At 57.1% G+C, this 20618-nt stretch carries 19 protein-coding genes and 2 pseudogenes; 13 read left to right on the top strand and 8 right to left on the bottom strand.

Features of this window, described 5'->3' with window-relative positions:
• Window positions 1-212: 212 nt before the first annotated feature.
• Window positions 213-851: a hypothetical protein gene (locus D460_RS0129180; protein WP_018902157.1), complete on the bottom strand. Its 639-nt coding sequence runs from the start codon at window positions 849-851 to the stop codon at window positions 213-215.
• Window positions 852-1101: 250 nt separating this feature from the next.
• Between D460_RS0129180 and D460_RS0129175 the strand changes: the two genes are divergently transcribed.
• Window positions 1102-1290 (top strand): hypothetical protein, encoded by a 189-nt coding sequence (locus D460_RS0129175; protein WP_018902156.1) that lies wholly within the window; start codon window positions 1102-1104, stop codon window positions 1288-1290.
• Window positions 1291-1628: 338 nt separating this feature from the next.
• Here the strand turns inward: D460_RS0129175 and D460_RS34120 are convergent.
• Window positions 1629-2413, bottom strand: a pseudogene (locus D460_RS34120) (SDR family oxidoreductase).
• A gap of 419 nt (window positions 2414-2832) precedes the next feature.
• On the opposite strand from D460_RS34120, the gene paoA reads away from it, so the two are divergent.
• The 4 genes from paoA to D460_RS34115 are packed head-to-tail and all read left to right on the top strand — an operon-like array spanning window position 2833 to window position 7611.
• Complete coding sequence (paoA, locus tag D460_RS0129165) at window positions 2833-3474, top strand: aldehyde dehydrogenase iron-sulfur subunit PaoA (protein WP_026283673.1); 642 nt, start codon at window positions 2833-2835, stop codon at window positions 3472-3474.
• Window positions 3471-4421, top strand: a complete 951-nt coding sequence (locus tag D460_RS0129160; RefSeq protein WP_018902153.1) for a xanthine dehydrogenase family protein subunit M — start codon at window positions 3471-3473, stop codon at window positions 4419-4421. Before paoA ends, D460_RS0129160 begins: the two co-directional genes overlap by 4 nt.
• A 5-nt stretch (window positions 4422-4426) precedes the next feature.
• Window positions 4427-6631, top strand: coding sequence for an aldehyde oxidoreductase molybdenum-binding subunit PaoC (gene paoC / locus D460_RS0129155; RefSeq protein ID WP_018902152.1), 2205 nt, complete (start codon window positions 4427-4429; stop codon window positions 6629-6631).
• 47 nt (window positions 6632-6678) lie between these two features.
• Complete coding sequence (locus D460_RS34115; protein WP_037112326.1) at window positions 6679-7611, top strand: XdhC family protein; 933 nt, start codon at window positions 6679-6681, stop codon at window positions 7609-7611.
• 303 nt (window positions 7612-7914) lie between these two features.
• Here D460_RS34115 and D460_RS0129140 read toward each other — a convergent pair whose 3' ends face one another.
• Window positions 7915-8838, bottom strand: coding sequence for a LysR family transcriptional regulator (locus tag D460_RS0129140; RefSeq protein ID WP_018902149.1), 924 nt, complete (start codon window positions 8836-8838; stop codon window positions 7915-7917).
• Between the two features lie 89 nt (window positions 8839-8927).
• Here D460_RS0129140 and D460_RS34710 point away from each other — a divergent pair, with 89 nt between their 5' ends.
• Window positions 8928-9434: a DUF1772 domain-containing protein gene (locus D460_RS34710; protein WP_155947885.1), complete on the top strand. Its 507-nt coding sequence runs from the start codon at window positions 8928-8930 to the stop codon at window positions 9432-9434.
• 58 nt (window positions 9435-9492) lie between these two features.
• On the opposite strand, the gene D460_RS0129130 is transcribed toward D460_RS34710, so the two are convergent.
• Entirely contained in the window at window positions 9493-10746 is a 1254-nt protein-coding gene (locus D460_RS0129130) for an ROK family transcriptional regulator (protein WP_018902147.1), read from the bottom strand.
• Between the two features lie 232 nt (window positions 10747-10978).
• Here D460_RS0129130 and D460_RS34705 point away from each other — a divergent pair, with 232 nt between their 5' ends.
• The 5 genes from D460_RS34705 to D460_RS34100 are packed head-to-tail and all read left to right on the top strand — an operon-like array spanning window position 10979 to window position 16432.
• Window positions 10979-13552 carry an ATP-binding cassette domain-containing protein gene (locus tag D460_RS34705; protein WP_026283670.1) on the top strand — a complete coding sequence of 858 codons (2574 nt, stop codon included), beginning with the start codon at window positions 10979-10981 and terminating at the stop codon, window positions 13550-13552.
• Window positions 13549-14559, top strand: coding sequence for an ABC transporter permease (locus D460_RS0129120; protein ID WP_018902145.1), 1011 nt, complete (start codon window positions 13549-13551; stop codon window positions 14557-14559). The genes D460_RS34705 and D460_RS0129120 overlap by 4 nt, the downstream gene beginning before the upstream one ends.
• A 49-nt stretch (window positions 14560-14608) precedes the next feature.
• Complete coding sequence (locus tag D460_RS0129115) at window positions 14609-15616, top strand: rhamnose ABC transporter substrate-binding protein (RefSeq protein WP_018902144.1); 1008 nt, start codon at window positions 14609-14611, stop codon at window positions 15614-15616.
• A gap of 52 nt (window positions 15617-15668) precedes the next feature.
• Window positions 15669-15857, top strand: coding sequence for a hypothetical protein (locus D460_RS36980; RefSeq protein WP_245267834.1), 189 nt, complete (start codon window positions 15669-15671; stop codon window positions 15855-15857).
• Window positions 15858-15862: 5 nt separating this feature from the next.
• Window positions 15863-16432, top strand: a complete 570-nt coding sequence (locus D460_RS34100; protein WP_348625664.1) for a glutamine amidotransferase — start codon at window positions 15863-15865, stop codon at window positions 16430-16432.
• Window positions 16433-16530: 98 nt separating this feature from the next.
• Here D460_RS34100 and D460_RS34095 read toward each other — a convergent pair.
• The 3 genes and pseudogenes from D460_RS34095 to D460_RS0129090 form a co-directional block, all read right to left on the bottom strand.
• Window positions 16531-17499, bottom strand: a pseudogene (locus D460_RS34095) (flagellin).
• A gap of 595 nt (window positions 17500-18094) precedes the next feature.
• A complete protein-coding gene (locus D460_RS0129095) occupies window positions 18095-18325 on the bottom strand; it encodes a hypothetical protein (protein WP_018902139.1) in 231 nt (76 codons plus the stop codon).
• A gap of 319 nt (window positions 18326-18644) precedes the next feature.
• Window positions 18645-19178, bottom strand: a complete 534-nt coding sequence (locus D460_RS0129090) for a GXWXG domain-containing protein (protein ID WP_018902138.1) — start codon at window positions 19176-19178, stop codon at window positions 18645-18647.
• A 236-nt stretch (window positions 19179-19414) separates the two neighbouring features.
• Here D460_RS0129090 and D460_RS0129085 point away from each other — a divergent pair, with 236 nt between their 5' ends.
• Entirely contained in the window at window positions 19415-19621 is a 207-nt protein-coding gene (locus D460_RS0129085; RefSeq protein ID WP_018902137.1) for a hypothetical protein, read from the top strand.
• A 5-nt stretch (window positions 19622-19626) separates the two neighbouring features.
• Complete coding sequence (locus D460_RS35600) at window positions 19627-19833, top strand: hypothetical protein (protein WP_081620006.1); 207 nt, start codon at window positions 19627-19629, stop codon at window positions 19831-19833.
• Between the two features lie 54 nt (window positions 19834-19887).
• On the opposite strand, the gene D460_RS0129080 is transcribed toward D460_RS35600, so the two are convergent.
• Window positions 19888-20580 carry a hypothetical protein gene (locus D460_RS0129080; RefSeq protein ID WP_018902136.1) on the bottom strand — a complete coding sequence of 231 codons (693 nt, stop codon included), beginning with the start codon at window positions 20578-20580 and terminating at the stop codon, window positions 19888-19890.
• Window positions 20581-20618 lie beyond the last annotated feature (38 nt).

Raw genomic sequence — 20618 nt, 5'->3', positions numbered from 1 at the left:
GGTTCAGGTGGCCCGATGATCGCGGTCTTCATCCCTACGGTCTTCTGGGCGGCGCTTTTTTATCCTTGCGGACAGCAAAACGCTCGGTTTGGACTTGAGCCTTCCCGCACACGGATGTGCTTGGGCTCGGAGTGGGACGCTATTGGTTCAAGCTTCACTACTGACGCGCATGTTTGCCGTCGCTCAATTCGTAAATGATCCAAGACGGCGACTTATCGCAGCAAACCGTCATTCCCGAATTCGGCCCACCCGCTAAGACCTGTAGCATCCTCGCCAACGGTCACATTGGCTGTCTGTCCTGGCGCCTGCTTCCTCAGCGACCGGGTAAGCTTTGCCTGGTAAGCCGCACGCCTGCGGTTCTCAGCCTTGAGGGCGGCATCCGCTTCGCGCCACTCATCAACCGAGCCACGATTGAGAAGATCCTCAACGCGTGGATCGAACACATGAAAAGTGATCTGTCGCGCTCTACCTTGCAACCTCACGGTCCTGGTACCGGCGCTTTTTAGCCGACCATCTTCGAGCCAGCGTTTCCGCTCAGAGGTCGTGATAGCCAGAATGTCTTCGATCTCGCGAGGTATGATGGGAAGCCTCGCAATGTTCTTAAGCGCCTGCGACACAGCCGATGACGTCGTGCGAAACGCCGTCTTCGAGGTCTCAGGCATGATCAGGATGAGGGCACCTGTTTGCATATCGAGAGACTTCCTGACCGCGGGCGGCAAGCGAGCGCGCAATTCCTGCAAGATTCCCTTAACCCGGACAGCGGATCCAAGCGTTGCTTCCACCGGAAGGGTCCATTCCCTCATCAGTTCGGGCTCGTCCGCTTCTTTGTTTTTAGTCTTCGATTTGTTCATACTAAACAGATGGTGTCATGACGCCGCCGCGTCAACGCAGAAGGTGCCGCCTAAAAGGCGCTACCAGAAACAGTTTGAAATGGTAGCATCAGCTCGAACTTTGATTTAGGCTCGGACCGATACCGGCGATGGAGCGCGACGGATGCTTGCGGCCAAGTTGGGATTACAGATTCCATGTAGATGCCTGGAACAAGGACGCAGGTTTCTCGTTAAGCGTCCAAATTCCCTAGCGCGAATGCGGAGCTCTGCCATGTCCAACGCACTTGAGTTTAAAGCCGATCTCGAGGATGTCGATTCCGATAAATCCAAGCTGCAATTTGCACAGGGCGGCAACCCTGACCTATTGAAGCCGATGAAACAGTCCGATGCTCACTTGGTCGTTCAAGACACTGATGATCGCACGTTGATGATGTTGCAGGCGTTCGAAGGGCGAGCGTAGCCCCGATCGGGCACCGTCGATGGAACCTCCGTCGAAGCTTTATCCTTTTGCGAGTTTCAGCGTCCTTTGGCGCAATCGAGGAAACATATCTTTGACCGAGAATTTGGCGAAACTGGGCGTAGTATCAACGAGATTGCGTACTGAAAGTCCCCAGCTCAAGCAGCAATCTGCAACAGATTACCTGGCCAATGAGAGACTTCGACGCGAAGCCGATGCCGACAGATTACGTGTCAGGCGGCTGCAAGCCGAAGATCAAGGACGTCAGTTATAGCCGCTCTGGCGATCAACCGTCGACAAGCGGTCGGACAGACCGCTTCTCTATAGGATGGGATCGGGAATCAGAGCGTATCGATTACCCCGCCGTCCACTCGCACGGAGGCACCTGTCGTGGCGGATGCCAGCGGTGAAGACAGATAGGTGACGAGATTAGCGATCTCGTCGACGCTCGCCGCTCGCTGGATGATCGATGTGCTGCGGTGTTGCTTGACGAAATCGGCAGCGACCGCTTCAATCGGTTTGCCCGTCTTGCTACGCTCATCGGCAAGCATTGCATCCACGCCTTGTGAAAGTGTCGGTCCAGGAAGGACGGAATTTACGGTGACGCCAGTCCCGGCCATGCGCTTGGCCAGACCGCGGGCAACCGCGATGTCGGCTGTCTTGCTGACACCGTAGTGGATCATCTCGACCGGGATGTTGAAGCCCGATTCCGACGCTATAAAGATGACCCTTCCCCAGTTTCGTTTCTGCATCCCGGGGAGATAGGCACGCGACAATCTGACGGCTGACATGACGTTGACCTGCCAGTGCCGGTCCCAGACTTCGTCGCTGGCCTCGAAAAAATCGAGGGGCTGGAAAATGCCAGCGTTGTTGATGAGAATATCAACCTGCGGGACCTTGGAGAACAAAGCTGTGCAGCCTTCAGCGGTGGCTATGTCAGCAGGAGCGGCCAAAACATTGCCCTTGGCACCTTCGCCTCGCAGACGCTCAGCTGCTGCCGCAGTCTTGCCGTCCGAACGGCCATTCACAATGAGTCCGCACCAGCCCTTGCGAGCTGTCGCGCGATCGCATAACCGATGCCTTCGGTTGACCCGCTTATGAGTGCTTTTTTGCCTGTAAGATCAATTCAACATATCAGCGCTTACTGGCATCCCCAAGTGGGATCCCTGAAAAAGCGCTAATGCCTGCCCGCGAGCTCGCTGCGATGGCGTTCTCGGGTCAGCGCTTTTTGCGAGCTGGTCTTCGCGCGAGCGCGCATTGGCGCTGTTCTGGAGCGCGCTCAATCCGCTGGTACCCAGAAGTGGTTCTGCTGCGAGACACTTATCGCGTGCGACATTAGGCGGAAATCCCTCCTACTTTGCGATCGCCTTAGCCGCGTCTCGTGGCCTAGGCCTTTGGCCCGTCATCGAGAGGACAAATGACCTATGTTCAGGAACGAATCAGTCCAGTCGCTCGTTCAGCAATGACGATCTGTTTTGACGGCGATGCGCTTAAGGTGGTGCCGCTCAAACCGCCTTCTGCCCACCTGTCGACCCGGAGCTTGCCATGCGAACCACCAAGCAACTTGAAATCTCTCGACGAGACTTATTTATCACGTCCGCTGCAACTTTGGCAGCGACCAGCGTCGTCGCACCGCTTGCGGCGGCAGCACAATCTTCGGGGAGTACGATGGACCTCACCACCTCTGTGGCATTTTCGGTGAACGGCGCGCAACAGACATTGGTTGTCGACAACCGAACAACCTTGCTTGACGCCTTGCGCGAACACCTGCATTTGACCGGCACGAAAAAGGGCTGCGACCACGGGCAATGCGGCGCCTGCACGGTCATGGTCGACGGCCGTCGCATTAATTCCTGTCTGACGCTTGCCGTCATGCACGACGGCGCCTCAATCACGACGATCGAGGGGCTCGGCCAGCCTGGCAATCTGCATCCAATGCAAGCCGCCTTCGTCAAACATGACGGCTTCCAATGCGGCTACTGTACACCCGGACAGATCTGTTCGTCCGTGGCTGTGCTCGAGGAGATCAAAGCCAACATTCCGAGCCATGTAACCGAAGATCTGACCGAGCAGGCGGCCCTTACATCCGCCGAAATCCGCGAGCGCATGAGCGGCAATATCTGTCGATGCGGGGCATACTCCAACATTCTCGATGCGATCAATGAAGTTGCAGGAGTGCCGGCATGAAGGCCTTTACATATGAACGCGCCTCCTCTGCGGAGGCCGCGGCCAAGGCGGCCGCAAATAATCCCGAAGCCAAGTTCATCGCCGGAGGTACGAATCTTCTCGACCTGATGAAGTTGGAAATTGAGAAGCCGACGCATCTCATCGACGTCAATGATCTCGGACTGGACAAGATTGAGAAAACCACCGAAGGGGGCCTACGCATCGGCGCCCTGGTGCGCAATACCGACCTGGCTGCAGACCAAGTGATCCGTCGTGATTACGGCCTTCTCTCTCGAGCTCTTCTGGCAGGCGCTTCGGGACAGCTGCGCAACAAAGCGACGACCGCGGGCAATCTTCTACAGCGGACGCGCTGTCCGTATTTCTACGACACTGCCCAGCCTTGCAATAAGCGGTCGCCGGGAAGCGGCTGTTCCGCCATTGGCGGCTTTAGCCGCCAACACGCGGTGGTGGGCGTCAGCGACGCTTGCATTGCCACGCATCCAAGCGACATGGCGATCGCGATGCGCGTGCTCGACGCGGTCGTCGAGACAGTCAAGCGGGACGGGACCCACCGCTCGATCCCGATCGCCGACTTCCACCGGCTGCCTGGCGATACGCCACATATCGAGACGGTTCTAGACCAAGGAGAGTTCATTACCGCAGTCGTGCTGCCACCTCCAGTCGGCGGCAAGCATATCTACCGCAAGGTCCGCGACCGCGCGTCATACGCGTTTGCCTTGGTTTCTGTTGGCGCCGTCATTCAGTCTGACGGAACGGGGAGGGTGGCGGTTGGAGGCGTTGCCCACAAGCCGTGGCGCGTCGACGCGGCGGACGCAGAACTCGGTAAGGGAGCAAGAGCGGCCGCCGGGATCCTCCTCGCCGACGCCCGTCCGACCGAAGAGAACAAGTTCAAAGTCGATCTCGTCGAGCGCACGCTCGGTGCCGTGATCGCCGAAGCGAGAGGCTGATCGCCATGAAGTTCGACACACCAGTAACCACCAATCCGATCGATCAGCTCAAGGTGGTTGGCAAGCCGATCCACCGTATCGACGGCGAGCTCAAGACCACCGGCAAGGCGATGTATGCCTATGAATGGCATGATCCGAACACGCCCTATGTCTATGGCTATCCTGTGGGGTCAACCATCGCCAAGGGACGCATCAAGACGATGAACGTCGATGCCGCAAAGCGCGCCCCCGGCGTTCTTGCCGTCGTCACCACCCTCGACGTCGGCAAGCGGGAGAAAGGCAAGTTCAACACCGCTAGCCTGTTCGGCGGTGACGAGATCCAACATTACCATCAGGCAATCGCGGTGGTCGTCGCAGAAACCTTCGAGCAGGCCCGTGCTGCGGCAAATCTTGTGAAAGTCGATTACGCCGAAGACAAGGGCGTCTATGACCTCGCCGAGGCTATGAAGTCAGCGGTGAAGCCGAAGGACGCGGGCGGCGCTCCGCCCGATACGGCGGTGGGCGATTTTGAAGGGGCCTTCAAGTCCGCCCCGGTCGCCTTGGACGAGACCTATTCGACGCCGGACCAGTCGCATTCGATGATGGAACCGCATGCGTCGATTGCCGCATGGGACGGAGAAGAAATCACTGTCTGGACGTCTAGCCAGATGATCGACTGGTGGCGGTCCGATCTTGCAACCACGCTGGGCATCGATAAGGAGAAGATCCATCTGATGTCGCCGTTCATCGGCGGCGGCTTCGGCGGCAAGTTGTTCCTACGAGTTGATGCCGTTCTTGCAGCTTTTGGTGCCAAGGCCGCAAAGCGTCCAGTCAAGGTCGCTTTACCTCGTCCCTTCATCCCCAATAACACGACGCATCGTCCAGCTACGATCCAGCGGCTCAGGATCGGTGCGAGCCGCGATGGAAAGATCACTGCAATCGCGCACGAGAGCTGGTCAGGCGACCAACCCGGCGGCCAGCTTGAGACGGCGGCGATGCAAACCCGCCTTCTGTACGCTGGCGAAAACCGCATGACCGCGATGCGCCTGGCTACGCTGGACCTTCCCGAAGGCAACGCTATGCGTGCGCCCGGCGAGGCGCCGGGCCTTATGGCTCTCGAAATTGCCATGGACGAGATGGCGGAAAAGCTCGGCATGGATCCTGTGCATTTCCGCATCCTCAACGATACTCAGGTCGATCCGGAGAAACCGGAACGTCCATTCTCTCATCGCGATCTTGTCGGTTGTCTCAAGCTGGGCGCTGAACGCTTCGGTTGGGGCGGCCGCGGCCGCCCTGGGACACGTCGCGAAGGGAAATGGATGATCGGCACCGGCGTTGCCGCTGCCTTCCGTAATAATCTGTTGATCCCGTCCGGCGCGCGGGTACGTTTGGACCGGCAAGGCATCGTCACCGTCGAGACCGACATGACGGACATCGGCACTGGCAGCTATACGATTATCGCTCAGACCGCAGCGGAGATGATGGGCCTGCCGATCGACAAGGTCGCTGTGCAACTTGGCGATTCCCGCTTTCCGGTCTCCGCGGGCTCTGGCGGACAGTTCGGTGCAAACTGTTCGACCTCGGGTGTCTATGCCGCCTGTGTTAAGCTGCGCGAGGCAGTCATCGAGAGGCTTGGGCTCAACGCAAGCGACGTTGCCTTCGAAAACGGTGCCGTCCGCTCCGGGACCAGATCGGTCTCGCTGGGTGAAGCTGCCGGTCCAGACGGACTTGTCGGCGAAGACAAAATCGAATGGGAGAAGCTGTCTGAAAGCCATCAGCAATCGACCTTTGGGGCGCATTTCGTCGAGGTTGGCGTCGATGTTGCCACCGGTGAGACCCGTATCCGCCGCATGCTCGCCGTCTGCGCCGCAGGCCGTATTCTCAATCCGATCACGGCGCGAAGCCAAGTGATCGGCGCGATGACGATGGGTGCAGGTCTGGCTTTATCGGAAGAACTCGCGGTCGACACCAGCCTTGGCTTTTTCGTCAACCACGACCTTGCCGGGTACGAGGTGCCAGTGCATGCCGACATACCTTATCAGGAAGTGATCTTCATGAATGAGACCGACCCGATGTCTTCGCCGATGAAGGCGAAGGGTATAGGTGAGCTTGGCCTGTGCGGCGTTTCGGCAGCGATCGCCAACGCGATCTATAATGCGACGGGAGTTCGCCTTCGGAATTACCCGATGACCCTCGACAAGCTGATCGGCGGGTTGCCGGACGTCGCCTGATCAGAGCGGTGGCCCGGTTGGCCACCGCAACCCTTCGAGGACCCGACTTGAACAAGCCTTTAGTCACGACAATACCAGTCCCCGTCAGGGCGAGCTCGATCGACGATCCCGCTTACATCCTTGGCTTTGCAGTCAAGGCCGCGGGATGCGGTGGCGCGGCTCTTGCAACCCTGGTGGAGATCAGAGGCGGAGCCGCTCGGGCTCTTGGCGCGCATGTTGCCGTTGCGGCAGATGGTCGATTTTGCGGATATGTTTCGGGCGGATGTGTCGAGGCGGCAGTGGCGGCCGAAGCTTTACAAGCCATTTCGGAAGGCCGCGATCGGACTGTCAGGTTCGGTGAGGGCTCGCCGTTCTTCGATATCGAACTTCCCTGTGGTGGGGGCATCACCGTTGCTATTCATGTCATCCGCGACACAAGGATTTTGGCTGATGCGCTTGTTGATCTGGCCAACCGTTGCTCAGCCGCTCTAGCTTACACACCCGTATCGCAAACGCTATCTCGGGCTGACACGGTTCCTCGACGATCGAAGTGGTTTGAAGGTACGTTCGTGTCGGTCTATCGTCCCCGGACGCGGCTCGTCATATCCGGTCAAACGGGTGAAGCCGAGGCAGTTTGTCGTCTTGCAGACGTGTCAGGCTACGATGTTCAAGTGGCAGAAAGCACTCGGCTTCGAGTGGATAAGGGCGCTATTCTTATGGATGCGTTTACGGCTGTCGCACTCCTCCATCATGACTTGGATTTGGAAGCAAATGTGCTGAGCGAAGCCTTGGCATCTCCGGCATTCTATATTGGTGCTCTTGGAAGCACTCGGACACATCGCAGCCGCATCGAGCGGCTGCGGTCGCGCGGTACCCCTTCAAAATCCCTCGATCGGATCAAGGCTCCGATCGGGCTATTTGGCCCGACCAGGGACGCCACTTCGTTAGCGCTCTCGGTTCTCGCCGACGTTGCCGCTGCCCGGCTAGAGGTGTTCGGATGACCGTGACACTTTCGCAGAAGTTGCACTAGAATCCTATCCGGTTTTACCTCGATAAAAAGTAGCTCCTATGGTCGACCCGTTCGGGCGCGCGGTGACTTAGCTGCGCGTCTTGAAAGGATTAATCCCGTCATCCCTAACTTCGGTTGCCAGCAACCACCGGCATCTCGGTGTTGGACGGGTTAAGCCCTGCGTAGGGACCGCGCGCCTCCCTGTCACACAGCAGGTGTTACCCGGATGAGGAGATGAGGCGCGAAGATTCCGCCCAAACGGGGAGGGGGCGGTTCGAAGCGCGTTTTAATGGGTTCAAGGACAAGCCGCGCTAGTCATCAGCGGTTCTTGAGACAGTCGCGGCTTCGTGGTCGCGGCGATATAGTTGCGGATGGACTCCATCAGGCTGCGGACCGGCTCGGAGCTTTTGAGCCGCTTGTGGCATACGATCCAGAGCTCAAACTCTGGTACCGGAAGTGCCAAAGGAGCGGCCACCAAGGTATCGTCTCGATCGCAGAGGAATTGCGGCAGAACAGATATCCCAAGGCCGCTACGCACCGCACTCAAGGTGCTGGCGAGCGTGTCCGGCTGGAGAACAATCCGATGTCTCGGCACGTTGCGTTGAAACCAATCGCCGAGCACTTCCGAGAGATTGCTGGTCAAGCTTACAAAATCATGATTGGCGAACTCTGCTTCTGTTGCTGGAAGTCGATGGCTCTCGACGTATTTCTTGCTGGCAGCCAGCATCGGCCGCTCGTAGGCAACCCGCCGGCCGAACAGCGAGGCGTCTGTCCACAAAGGGTTTGTTCGCAAGGCGATGTCGGCCTCGCCCGCCGCCAGATCTAACTTCCTGTCTGAAGCGATCAGCTCGACTTGGGCTTCTGGGTGCTTCTCACGAAACGTGCCCATGATTGTGGGCAGCAGAAATTCCATCGTCACGTCGGGCGCGGAAAACCGGATGACCGTCGTCTGTCGTCTGCGTTCACTCGCCGCAGCCTGGCCAAAGATACCCATGGCCGCTGCAGCTTCCTGAGCAAGTGGCAGCAGTTTGATCCCCACCGAGGTCAACCGATAGCCGGACGCATGCCGATCAAAGAGAGTGACGCCCGTAGACTGTTCCAGCGATGCGATCCGGCGAAACACCGTGCTCTGGCTGGTTTGGCAGACAACGCTTGCCGCCAGTGTGCTGCCGTGCTCCGCCACAGCCAGAAAAAACCGCAGATCGTTCCAATCTTGCATGTGCCCCTTATCCATTTGTGGATAGCCCGCGAGCAAACTTAGTGTTTTTTGCAGGAGAAGCTAGCTGGTAAATCACGCAGCATCAAAGCGTGCAGACCATCACGAAGCGCCGACGGCCGGGTTTGGTGCCGGCTGCCAACGAAAAGGAACCTGAAACAATGTGCCCGTTTCCTGCATGTGTCGAGTTTCTGACGGGCATATTGGCTGGCGTCTTTGTTGGCTCTGCGATGATGGAGCATGCAGCGCGAAAAATGGATGCGACGGCATGGATCTCCTACAACCAGGCCAAGGACGCCGTCTACGGACCAGTAATGCCGGTCTTCTTCGGTGTTACCCTTGTTGTCGTTCTGGTTGGCGCTGTGCTCAGCGGAGGTCAAGTCGAGCAGGTGTGCGCCGCTCTAAGTCTGTTTTTTGCTGGCGTGATCACCGGGCGTATTCACTTGCCGCTCAATAAGGTTTTCGCCGGGTGGTCGGCATCTGCGCACCCACACGGTTGGTCTGCGCCACGTCATCGTTGGCGAGCCTGGAACTTGGTTCGAACGACCTTTGCCATTATTGCCTTCGCGCTGACGATTGTAGGGCGCTTCTGTGCGTAACGGGGTGACCAAGGCCAAATCGGCGAGACCAGTTGAGCGCAGCTTTGTAACATTGGAGTTAGCTGCTGCGCCGCCCATATTCTGACCCAATCATAAGCGGCTTCTTATCCAGGCCCTTTTTCATGAGCACACCCGTGTCTGGTCCGAACATCGAATAAATGGGAAGTAGGCTCGCACCGAGGGCGGACCCACGAGCGCCAAGTGCGCCTGCAGTAATCTTCGGTGGAATAAGTCCAGGCGGTAACATTTCCGAGAAACGCAGCCTTACTCGCTCAACCGTGTCTAAAAGCAGTGGCTCTGGCAGCAGCCCATCTATGACGACGGTCTCAAGGTCGACGACAGCAATGGTTCCGATAATCGCCTGCGCGAGAGCATCTGCGCAATCATCCTGCCACTCTGCAACGAGCAGGCGCGCCGCCTCTGGCATGGGATCGAGATCACGTACCCTGATTATCGGGAATCCGTTATGCCGCAAATGGTGAACCAACGTGTAGATAGAGGCGCGATGAAGCAGCACCTCGAACCTGCCGGCTGGTTTGGGAACCGAATTTAAGTTCGAATGTGTGACGGGGAACGGGCCGTAGGCTGCCGTGTTTCCGTTTGGCCCCGTTTGTAGCGTGCCATCGAGGACGAGGCCTGCACCGACAAATGTTGTCAATGAGACGTGCAGGAAATCGGAAAACTCTTTACCTAAGCCGTAAACCAGCTCAGCCACAGCCGCGGCTGACGCGTCGTTTTCGATGAAGACCGGCAAACCTAAGGTTTCTGAGAAATGCGACCTCAGATCAAAGTTGCGCCAAGCCATCTGAACGTCGGATGGAAAGCCCAACTCCGCATCCCAACCGCCTATGAAGTAAGGTGCGGAGATTCCAATGCCCACAAGGCGGGTCAATTTTTCCTCTCCTAACAGACTCTTAAATCGAGAAATCGTGCCCTCCCCGAGATCTCTAATGCTCTTTGGATCGGGGTGGTCGTACTCATGAGTTTCGAACGCCACAGTGCCACCAGAAAAGTTTATCAAGATGGCATCCATCGCGCGGCGACCGATGTGAACTCCTATTGCATACGCACCGTCGTCAGCCAGTCTATAGAGAGCGGAAGGCTGGCCCCGCTCGCCGAACCGCTTTCCGTTTTCGCTCAGGTAGCCCGCAGCAACGAGAGAATCGACGATGCCCGCGACAGCTGGCGGGGTGAGATGAGCGAACCGGGCGATCTCTGCCTTTGATGCCTCTCCGAAACGACGGACCGCATCTAACACTACACGCTCGTTATAGTGGCGTAGTTGAACAGAATTGCTTCCCTTTCCCGCCATCCCCTCGCTCCGATCTACACGTAATCCTAAAAGTTCCGCTCTTTTACGCGGCCCTCGTTGATTGTCAAAACCATGAATATTACCCCGCTTGACGAGCCGCAAGATAAATTATAGTAAACTGCTTTAATTAATCGCGTGCCAGTGGCGGTTGGTTTCGGGTGAGGAGGCTCCCAAATGAACTATGCAGCGTCGTGCGGAGCCAAATGCTCCGCAGCAATTGGGATCAATCACCATGCCTGATGCTGCTTCCATTTCGCCCGGTGCCGTTCCGGCTAGCAACGATGTTGTCGCGACGTTGTCGAACGTGACGAAGGTTTTTGGTGGAACTGTCGCTGTGTCTGATGTGACAGTCGAGCTAAGGGCAGGGGAGGTTCTGGCGCTTCTGGGAGAAAATGGTGCAGGCAAGAGCACCTGTGTGAAGTTGCTCGCCGGAGTTTATCGTCCCGACAATGGTGCGGTCATTATTGGCGATCAGCCAATTCGCCTCACCTCACCGCTAGAAGCACAGCACGCTGGCATCGCCGTGATGCATCAGCATCCTGGCCTGTTTCCCGATCTTAGCATCGCGGAGAATATCTTCATCGGCCAGACAGGGACGAAATGGAAGCTCGATCACGCAGGGATGCAGTCTGAGGCTAGGCGCCTTTTGAAGACCGTTGGCCTCAACGCCGACGTGAGCATGCCCTTGGGCAAGCTTCGGACCTCAGAACAGCAATTGGTCGAGGTGGCTCGGGCGCTATCGCTGAATGCCCGTGTTCTTATCATGGACGAGCCGACCGCGGCTCTCTCTCAGAGAGAGGTTGAACGGCTGTTTTCGGTGGTCGAGCAGCTGAAGAAGCAGGGCGTGGCCATGATGTTTGTCGGCCATCGAATGGATGAGATTTATCGCGTCGCAGATCGGATAACCGTTTTGAGAGACGGCCGGTTAGTCGGAACCGAGTTGACGGCAAATCTGTCCGGAGAACGTGCGATCCAAATGATGGTCGGTCGTGCTCTGGAGAACCTCTATCCGCGTCACACCAACGTACCTGGTAATGTCGTCCTTGAGGTCCAAGACTTGTCGCTTGAAGGGGTGTTTGAGAACATCTCGTTCCAGCTGCGCGGCGGTGAAATCCTGGGGTTTGGTGGTCTTGTCGGTAGCGGGCGCACAGAGATCGCTCGGGTGTTGTTCGGGATCGATCAGCCCACAACAGGGACAATTGTTTTGGATGGTGAGGAGGTTAAGTTCTCATCTCCACGCGACGCAATGGACCAAGGCATCGCCTACGTTTCCGAGGACCGGCTTGGCCAGAGCCTCGTCATGGACTTCTCCATATTGAACAACGCTTGCCTGACCGTACTCAGTGATGCAACTCGAAATGGTTTGATGTCGCGAACGAAGGAGCTTCAGCTGGCCGAGCCGTCACTGGACCGGCTTCGTCTCCGCTTCAGCTCATACGACCAACCGGTCAGTTCTCTGTCTGGCGGAAACCAACAGAAGGTCGTCTTGTCAAAGTGGCTGGCAACCAAGCCACGCGTGCTCATTTTAGACGAGCCGACCCAGGGCATCGACGTGCAGTCCAAAGCTGGTGTCCACGAAATGATGGCAGACCTTGCAAACCAGGGAATGGCCATCATTCTGATCTCGTCGGAGCTTCCAGAGTTGCTTGGCATGGCCGATCGAATGATCGTCCTTCGCGAGGGTAAAGCCTCGGCTCATTTTGACAGGTCGGATGCGACGCAGGAAAAGATCATTGAGGCCGCCACGGACGCCATTGTGCGCGAGGTCGACGGACAGGTCGTTCCAAAGCCAGCACATCCTCTTGATGGGCAAACAGTGGAATTGCCCGACAAGAGCCCTATAAGAAAGGTCTTCGCTCGCCGTGAGTTCGGGCTCCTTGCGGCGATGCTGGCCGTGATTGTGCCGATCTCGCTCATAAATGTTCGAATGTTAAGCGGATCGAACCTTTCGGCGCTGGCAATGGATGCTGGATTGCTGATGATCGTCGCCGTTGCCCAGATGCTCGTTCTTGTGACCCGAAGCATAGATTTGTCGGTCGCCGCAATTATTGGGCTCGCGGCCTACGGCGCGGCGTCCACGCTGCACTCGCATCCGGAAATCGGAGTGATCGGCGGAGTGTTGCTGGCCGGTGGAATTGGACTGACCGCCGGATTGCTAAACGGCGCAATCATCACTTACGGTCGAGTTCCCGCGATTGTTGTAACGCTTGGCACGATGTCGATTTTCCGGGGGCTTAACAGCCTCTGGGCCGGAGGTACCCAAGTCAGCGCTGACCAGGTGCCACAAGCTTGGCTGGATATGACGAGCGCAAATGTCCTTGGCGCCCCCGCTATTATTCTCATTGCAATCGTTACCCTCTCGGTCGCTGCATATTTCCTTCGATACACGACGCTTGGCCGTGAGCTTTACGCGATCGGGTCTAATCCTGACGGAGCTCGGCTGGTCGGAATTCCAGCTAGGTCGCGGATCCTTCTGGCTTTCGGCGCTGCTGGGTTGTTGGCTGGCTTTGACGGCGCACTGTGGGCCTCACGCTACGCAACTGTTGACGCGCGAGTTGCATATGGCTTTGAGCTGACGGTCATCGCTGCCGTGGTGGTAGGGGGGGTAGCAGTGCGGGGTGGCTCGGGAACCATTCTCGGTGTGGCAGCCGGGGCACTGCTCCTGCTTGTCATCAATAATGGTCTGACCTTGGTTCGAATTGACCCGCTCTGGCTTCAAGGCGTGTACGGGTTGGTCATTCTCGCAGCTATCGCGATCGATGCCTATGTCGCTCGTCGCGCATCCGCTGGAGGAGCAAAGCGATGACATCTAAGCCCAAGCAAACGAAAGACTTTGTCGCGCGGATTGGCAACTGGGATAATTTTCTCGCAGCCATCACCATCGCGGTGATCCTATATGCCGTGTTCGCAGTGCCAAACTTCGCATCGCCCTTCAATATTTCGCAGGCCGTCGCGGGCATATCGGAACGTGCACTGATCGTCTTGCCGATGGTGTTCCTTATCATCGCACGGGAAATCGACCTTTCTGTTGGAAGCATTTTGGCGCTGACGAGTGTGGTCTTCGGCCTCTTAGTCCAAGCGGGAATTCCACTTTCCCTCGCTATACCGCTTACGCTTATAGCTGGCGCGGTGTGTGGGGCGTTCAATGGAATCCTGGTGACAAGGTTGGGTCTTCCGTCTCTCGTCGTCACTTTGGGAACGATGGCGCTTTACCGAGGTGTAGGTTACATCCTTCTCGGCTCCGACTCGATCAACGATTTTCCAGATAGCTTCCTAGATTTCGGCATCGATACCGTTGGCGCAACCCCTATTCCCTGGACAATCGTACCCTTTATTTTCCTTGCGCCGATGTTTGCAGTTGCTCTGCAACGGATGCCGCTTGGACGCCGAATATACGCCATAGGCGGGAGCCCGGAAGCGGCAAGGTACTCCGGGATTGGTTTGGCCCGAACGGTGTTCGGCTTATTCGTCATGTCAGGGGTCGTTTGTGCTGGGGCTGGCATGGTCTACGCTGCACGCCTTGCGAATGCCAGAGCAAACAACGCCCTTGGGATTGAACTTGACGTTATCACAATCGCGCTGCTTGGGGGCATCAGTGTTTTCGGTGGCAAGGGAAAACTGACTGGTGTGCTCTGGGCACTGCTCTTGTTTGCGACGCTTCGCAATGTTTTGGGCCTTCTACAGATCGGGGGCGACGCACAGGGGACTGTCATCGGTCTACTTCTGATCGTCTCACTTCTCATCAGCAACGCGGCCGAGCGCATCTTCGCAGGCGTCAGGATGCGCTACTTTCAACGCAAAACAAACGAGTAGCCCGGCGCCTCGTTTGTCATTGAAGCCGGGTCTTTGGAGGAGAAAATCAATGAGAATAGCTATTCTGACATCAATGCTTCTTGCGACGACACTCTCGGTAGGCGTTGCGGCGGCAAGGGCGGCCGAAGAGTGCGCGAAAGCCCCTGTGACTGTCGGCTTTCTTCCGAAGCTCGACACCGACCCCTACTTCCAGGTAGCTCAGACCGGCGCTGAAGAAGCGGCGGGCGAAGTTGGCGGCAAAGCGATCAAGCAGGCTCCGTCGCAAGCAACCGCTGAAGCCCAGATCGACTTCATCAATAATCTCGTTTCGCAGAAGGTCGGCGTGATAGCGATTTCGGCAAACGATTCTAACGCCGTTGCTCCAGCGTTGCGTCGGGCGCAGAAGCAGGGTGTGAAAGTCGTCTCATACGACTCTGACGTTGCGACGAACGCTCGAGCAGTCTTTCTCAATCAAGCGGCAGGCGACAGCCTCGCTGAGATGATGCTGGAATCCATGGGGCAGCTTATCAATTACGAGGGAGAGTTCGCAATTCTCTCTTCGACCCCAACAGCTACCAACCAGAATGCCTGGATCGACTTCATGAAGAAGAAGATGGCCTCGGAGTCAAAATACTCGAAAATGAAGCTTGTTCAGGTCGCCTACGGACAAGAAAGCGAGCAGGTCAACCAGCAGCAGGCTCTTGGACTTGCGCAGGCCTTTCCGAACCTGAAAGGCATCATCATTCCCGCCGGTATTGGCCTACCGGCCGCCGCTCGCGCTATGGATCAGGCTGGCCTCCTAGGCAAAATCAAACTGACTGGTCTGGCTCCCGCGACCCTGATCAAGAAGTACATCCAGAACGGTTCCGTCCAGGATATCTGGTGGAATGTTAAGGACCTTGGGTACCTGACCTATTACGCAGCCCAAGCGGTCGCCGAGTGCAAGTTAACCGGTAAAGAAGGCGAAACCTTCAAAGCTGGTCGACTTGGCGATTTCAAGGTTGGGCCGAAGGGTGAGGTTCTTCTTGGACCAGCGAAGATCGTAACTCCTGCGAACGTTGAAGAATTCAAGTTCTAAATCTTTCGGGCAACGCTGTCGGCGTTGCCCATCCACCCCAGGAAACGGAACCATGAAACCGGTCTTACTCGCAGGTGAAACTTTCCATGTGACGTCTTTCGCCTCAAAGGGGCATGAGGTAGGTGCGTCTTCCCGCTACTCCAATGGCGCGACGCGCTTTATTCAAGCGCTTGCCGACCACGGTATCGAGGTCACGCAAATTGGCGGTGAGCGTTGTGAAGCAGATTTCCGAAGTCGCTAGAGGCACTGTCTAACTATTCCGCCGTTATCCTCTCAGATGTCGGTGCTTTGTCGCTCCTATACACGCCCGAAACTCGCGCGGGGAAGCGTTCGGTCAATCGCCTTGAGCTTCTTCGAAAATGGGTTGAGGCGGGCGGCGCATTAATGATGGCTGGTGGCTACACCAGTTTCCAAGGGATCGATGGAGCCGCGATGTTTCATGGGACCCCCATCGAAGACTGTCTTCCGGTCCAGATTCAGTACACTCCGGATGGTCTAGAAGCGCCTGAGGGTCTCGATCCGGTGACCTTAAACACGGATCATCCCGTGTTGGCGGGACTAACCACCGCCATGCCCTATGTGCTCGGAATGAACCGTGTCATTCAAAGGACCGATCCGTCATCACAAACCTTGGTTGCGTGCAACCACCGGCAAGCGCAGTTTCCTCTGCTCAGTGTGCGCGAATATGGCGCCGGTAGAACACTCGCATGGATGACAGACATTGGACCTCATTGGCTATCAAGCGATTTCATGGCCTGGGAGGGCTATGATTTGCTGATGGTCAACATGGTCCGGTGGCTTCGATCGAGGTCTTGAGGCGCTCGGAACGGGAATTCATCACGCGAGCTGCTCTCAAGGATTGGCTTACTGGAGGGCGAACGGTTCATCGTCGCAATTGCGAGGCCTGCTAAGCGTTATTGGCCGAATAGACTGAGAAGACTTCTGGGCGAGCTATTTGCGATCGAAAGTGATTGGATCGCTAGCTGCTGCTGCGTCTGTTTAGCAGTTAGTTTTGACGACTCTTGTTCCATATCTGCGTCCACCAACCGCCCAACGCCAGAAGACAGCGCGTCCTGGAGGTCAGCAGCGAAGTCCGCTTGCATGCTTATGCGTGATGATAGCGATCCTAGACGGGAGCCCACCTGGACCATCTTTGACGTCATTGCTTCCGCGACGAGCAGCATCTCCTGGATCTCGGCGTCTGTCGTGTCTGCCGACAAGGCCATTTAGCGATGGGATTGGTGCCTCGCACCGTTGAACAGGACCCAATCGCTTGTGGTCCCAAGCCTGTCGGCAAAAGCCGAATTTGTTGTGATCCCGGAGTCCCCACTCTCATCGTCGATCAGAAAGGAAACGTCGGGCGTGTCCCATAGGGAATATAGCTCAAAGGAAATCGTTTGGACTGCGACCCCGCCATCTTCGTCACGAGTAAACCCAGCGGCTATGGAACGGTCGACGTTGTCTTCGTCGGAGTTCATGTACAGCCAGTTTTGCCCGGAGAACGATCCGGAAACGGCGATACTGCGTAGCTGTTGCTTGCGTTGTGTTAGCTCATCGTTGACCTTAACCTTGTCAACGCCGCTTTCGGTAGCCGCAACGAACTTCGCCTTGATATCTGACATGATGTCGATCGCCTGGCTCATTCCCGAGTAGGCAGTGTCGACCATGGCGGCGCCCAGGCCGAGAGCGTCGCTGGCAGCGGAAAGCGCCTTGTTGTCCGAGCGCATTGTTGTGGCGATCGACCAATAGGCTGCGTTGTCCGCGGCTTGCTCAACACGTAGGCCGGTTGAAAGCCTTTGCTGCGTGCCGGTAAGGTTGGCCCCAGCTTTTCTAAGTGTCTGGAGAGCAACAGTGGCAGACGTGTTTGTAATGATGGATGACATCCGAAGCCCTGATGAAAAAATTGAAATCTTGCGGGGAAGGATGATGCTTCATGCACCTTTGCGGTGAATCTTATCGCGGTTAGTTGCTTAACGTATTCCTACCTGATTAAGCAAAAAATCATGAAAATTTTAAATTAGTAGCTTGAGCTTGCTCATGGCCTTGACCGAGAGTGTCTCGTACACTGACGTCCATACACGGGAGCTCTTCCAGCAGCGTCCTGGGACAGTTTTCCTTACACCCACCCTTGGCGCCGTTGAGGAAGAAGGTATGAAAGGGAGGGTCAAAACTGATGATGGCAGCGCCATCACGCTATTCCCATAAATAATGGATCGCTGGAGACAGCGATTGAGCTGCGGAGGTGATGGCGCAAGCAGGCGCGCCGTGCAGGCCGGTCTTGATTTTGGATACCTCTCTTACCTAGTCGGAATTGGCCGCTCGCGGGACCCGCGTGGTGTCTTCCGCTTCATCGTTCGTGGCATGGGAAATGGTCTTGCGCCCACTTCTGCTTCCGCCATCAGACGGCCGAGGCGAAATCTTCGTCGTCCGCCTGCAGCTCGTCAGTGTTCAAATGTTCTTGGCGTTCGTTCATCGCCTTCAGTCTCGGTTCGCGGTCTGAGGAGCCGGGATATGGCCCTTTGCGTCAGCGCGACCTGTTTCAGGGTCGGCATCGGTTATGTCATCGCCGGCCTCGCGACTACCACCCATGTTGACCGGCGGAGCGCGCCGGTCGTCGATATTGCTTTCGGGAAGCTCGTCATCTTGGGCGTCTTCATTGAGGGACTTCGGAGGAAGCTTTGCCGAACTCGGAATGGTATTGGATGTCATTTGTGTTCTCCTTTTGAAAAAGGGAACTCGCAGCTGCCGCAGCGGTTCCCACACGCTAGAGGGCGTTTGCCAGTTTTAGGGCCGCCCCGTTTCTACCCGTGTTGCAATATACCGATACACATCGATGCGAAGAGCGCGGCACCCCAACAGAAGATTGAAAGCCCTCTCGATTGCGCCACGCTTCATGCAACGGCCCAAGCGAACGCATTCGTGATACCAGTTCGCGTACTGCGTCGTCATCTTGCCATATGGCGCTTGAGGTCGGGCGCTTCGTCCGTCCGCCAAACCGCGCCCATCGGCGTTTCCAGTGTCGCACCGCTCAAGGTCTGGCCTTCTCATCTGGAGCATCCACGCGCCGAAGCCGAAAGAAATACCGCCGCTGGTCGCCTTCGACGACCATCATGCCAGCAATTTCGTCGTCTCCGATCCGCCGAAAGAAGTCGGCGATCGGCTGCCGGTCGTAGACCATGGCCGCCGTCTGATCTTCACCGAACGACCTTAGTGTGACAAAGGCGGTGGTGTCGCGGGCGCGCACAAGCTTGCTCAAATGGGAAAACAACTGTCGAGCGACCGACGTCCTGCCGAAGGCCGCAAAGCGGATCACGGTCCGGATCGGAAAAAAGGACGGCTCGGCGGGTACGAGGCGTCGCGGACGCCATTGAAATAACAGCGCGTCCGCCCTGAAATCGGGGTGAAATTTCTTGCCAAACCACTGCAGGTTTTCCAGCACGCCATCTAACGGATGTCCCGATGGAATGCCTTCGCCGCACCACACGCCAATCAACTCGTCCGGCATGACGGGCGGCAGCGAGGCAAACCAGGCGATCTTTTCAGACTGCAGGCCTCCCGACATGGCAACTCCTGCTGTTGATAGGTGAGGGCGAAGCCGAACAGGTGGTCGCTCGTCTGCCGTTTCATTGGCCATCGCGAGAAATCGGAAAAAACCGCGATGTTCGTCATCCCTGTTGCGTCCGATCGACACGGAGCGCGCCAAAAAACAAATGTCGAACGTTCAAGATGGTTCCCGCAACCGCCCAAGGAACAACGGCGCACTCTCAAGGTTAATCTAAATCAAGAGGAGAATCGATCATGGGTATAGACAAGCCGAAGGACGGTGCGCCAGGCACCACCGACCAGTCGCCAAGATGGGAAGGCCCGCAAGAGAATATACCACCGGGCTACTTGCCTGCTAAGGACGACCCGGACCGGGCGAAGGACGCCAACGGCGAAACCAATAGCGATCCCGAGGTGAAAAAGGTCTCGGATGGCCGCAAGCAAAAGGGTGAGAAAGGGTGAGTGAGATGTCAGATGTTAAAAAGGATGCCAAAGGACAGTTTGCCAAATCGGTAGCGGATAGAAGATCGAGCGGCGTCCACAGTGCCAAGCCGACAGTGATAACCGGGTCGGAAGATGCGACCGAACACAAGACGCCGCCAGGGAAGAAGCCCGTCAAGGATTGGGACATAAATTATGATCCGGCGGATGAAAACGAAGGACAGATGCGATAGCATCCATCGAGTTGAGCCGCGCGATCAGGCGCGGCTCCGGATTGCCTCGGTCGCTCAGCGGCTGCCAGGCAGCATCTGGCTTTGTCGCAGGTCGTCAATAGATTGCTCCTGAAAGGCCCGTTCGTCTAGGGGGCGATCCCCTTCGGACACATCGCGCTGATGCCCAGTCGGGACAACGTCGTCTACGATATCGTCGGGAAGGTTTCCGACCAGATCGTACGCACGCACGCGCGGCGACGTCGCCTGCGAGCTTCTCGCATAGCGTCCAACGCCTGTAGCGCTCACGGCAGCCTCGTCAGCCTGGAAGACGTCCTCCTTCGACGCGCTGGCCTGCTGGTTGCTTCCCGTCGCCCAGCCTTCCTCTCGCCAACGATCCGCACGCTCGTCCATGTCGATCGAGCCTTCAGCATCGAGGATGTCATGCGCCTCGTCGTAGCGCGCCTGGTCAACGGAAACGCAAACGAGAAAACCACCGCGGCGGAGACCTTCCGCGTAGACATCGCGATCCTCGTCCGGGAAGAACCAGTCGCTAAGACCGGACCAGAATCCTGTTTTTTCTGCCGCGGCCGCAGGGCCGTCACCGTTGGCTTCGTATCCTGGCATCAGGCGAACGTCGGAAACACCGGCCGACTTTAGCTTGTCGATGGCCGCCTCGGCATCGCTTCGGCTGTCGAAAAACGCGGTGAGTGTGCTCTTGGCGAGGCCTCTGGCAGCGGTTGGCACGCCTTCATTGTAGATGTTGGTCATCATGCTCCTCCTGTGTCTGGTGAGCAGCCAACGGCTGT

This window comes from Rhizobium sp. 2MFCol3.1, assembly GCF_000377565.1.
GTDB lineage: Bacteria > Pseudomonadota > Alphaproteobacteria > Rhizobiales > Rhizobiaceae > Rhizobium.
Note: the sequence above shows the minus strand (reverse complement) of the source record. Positions and strands in the feature narration are given on the sequence as shown.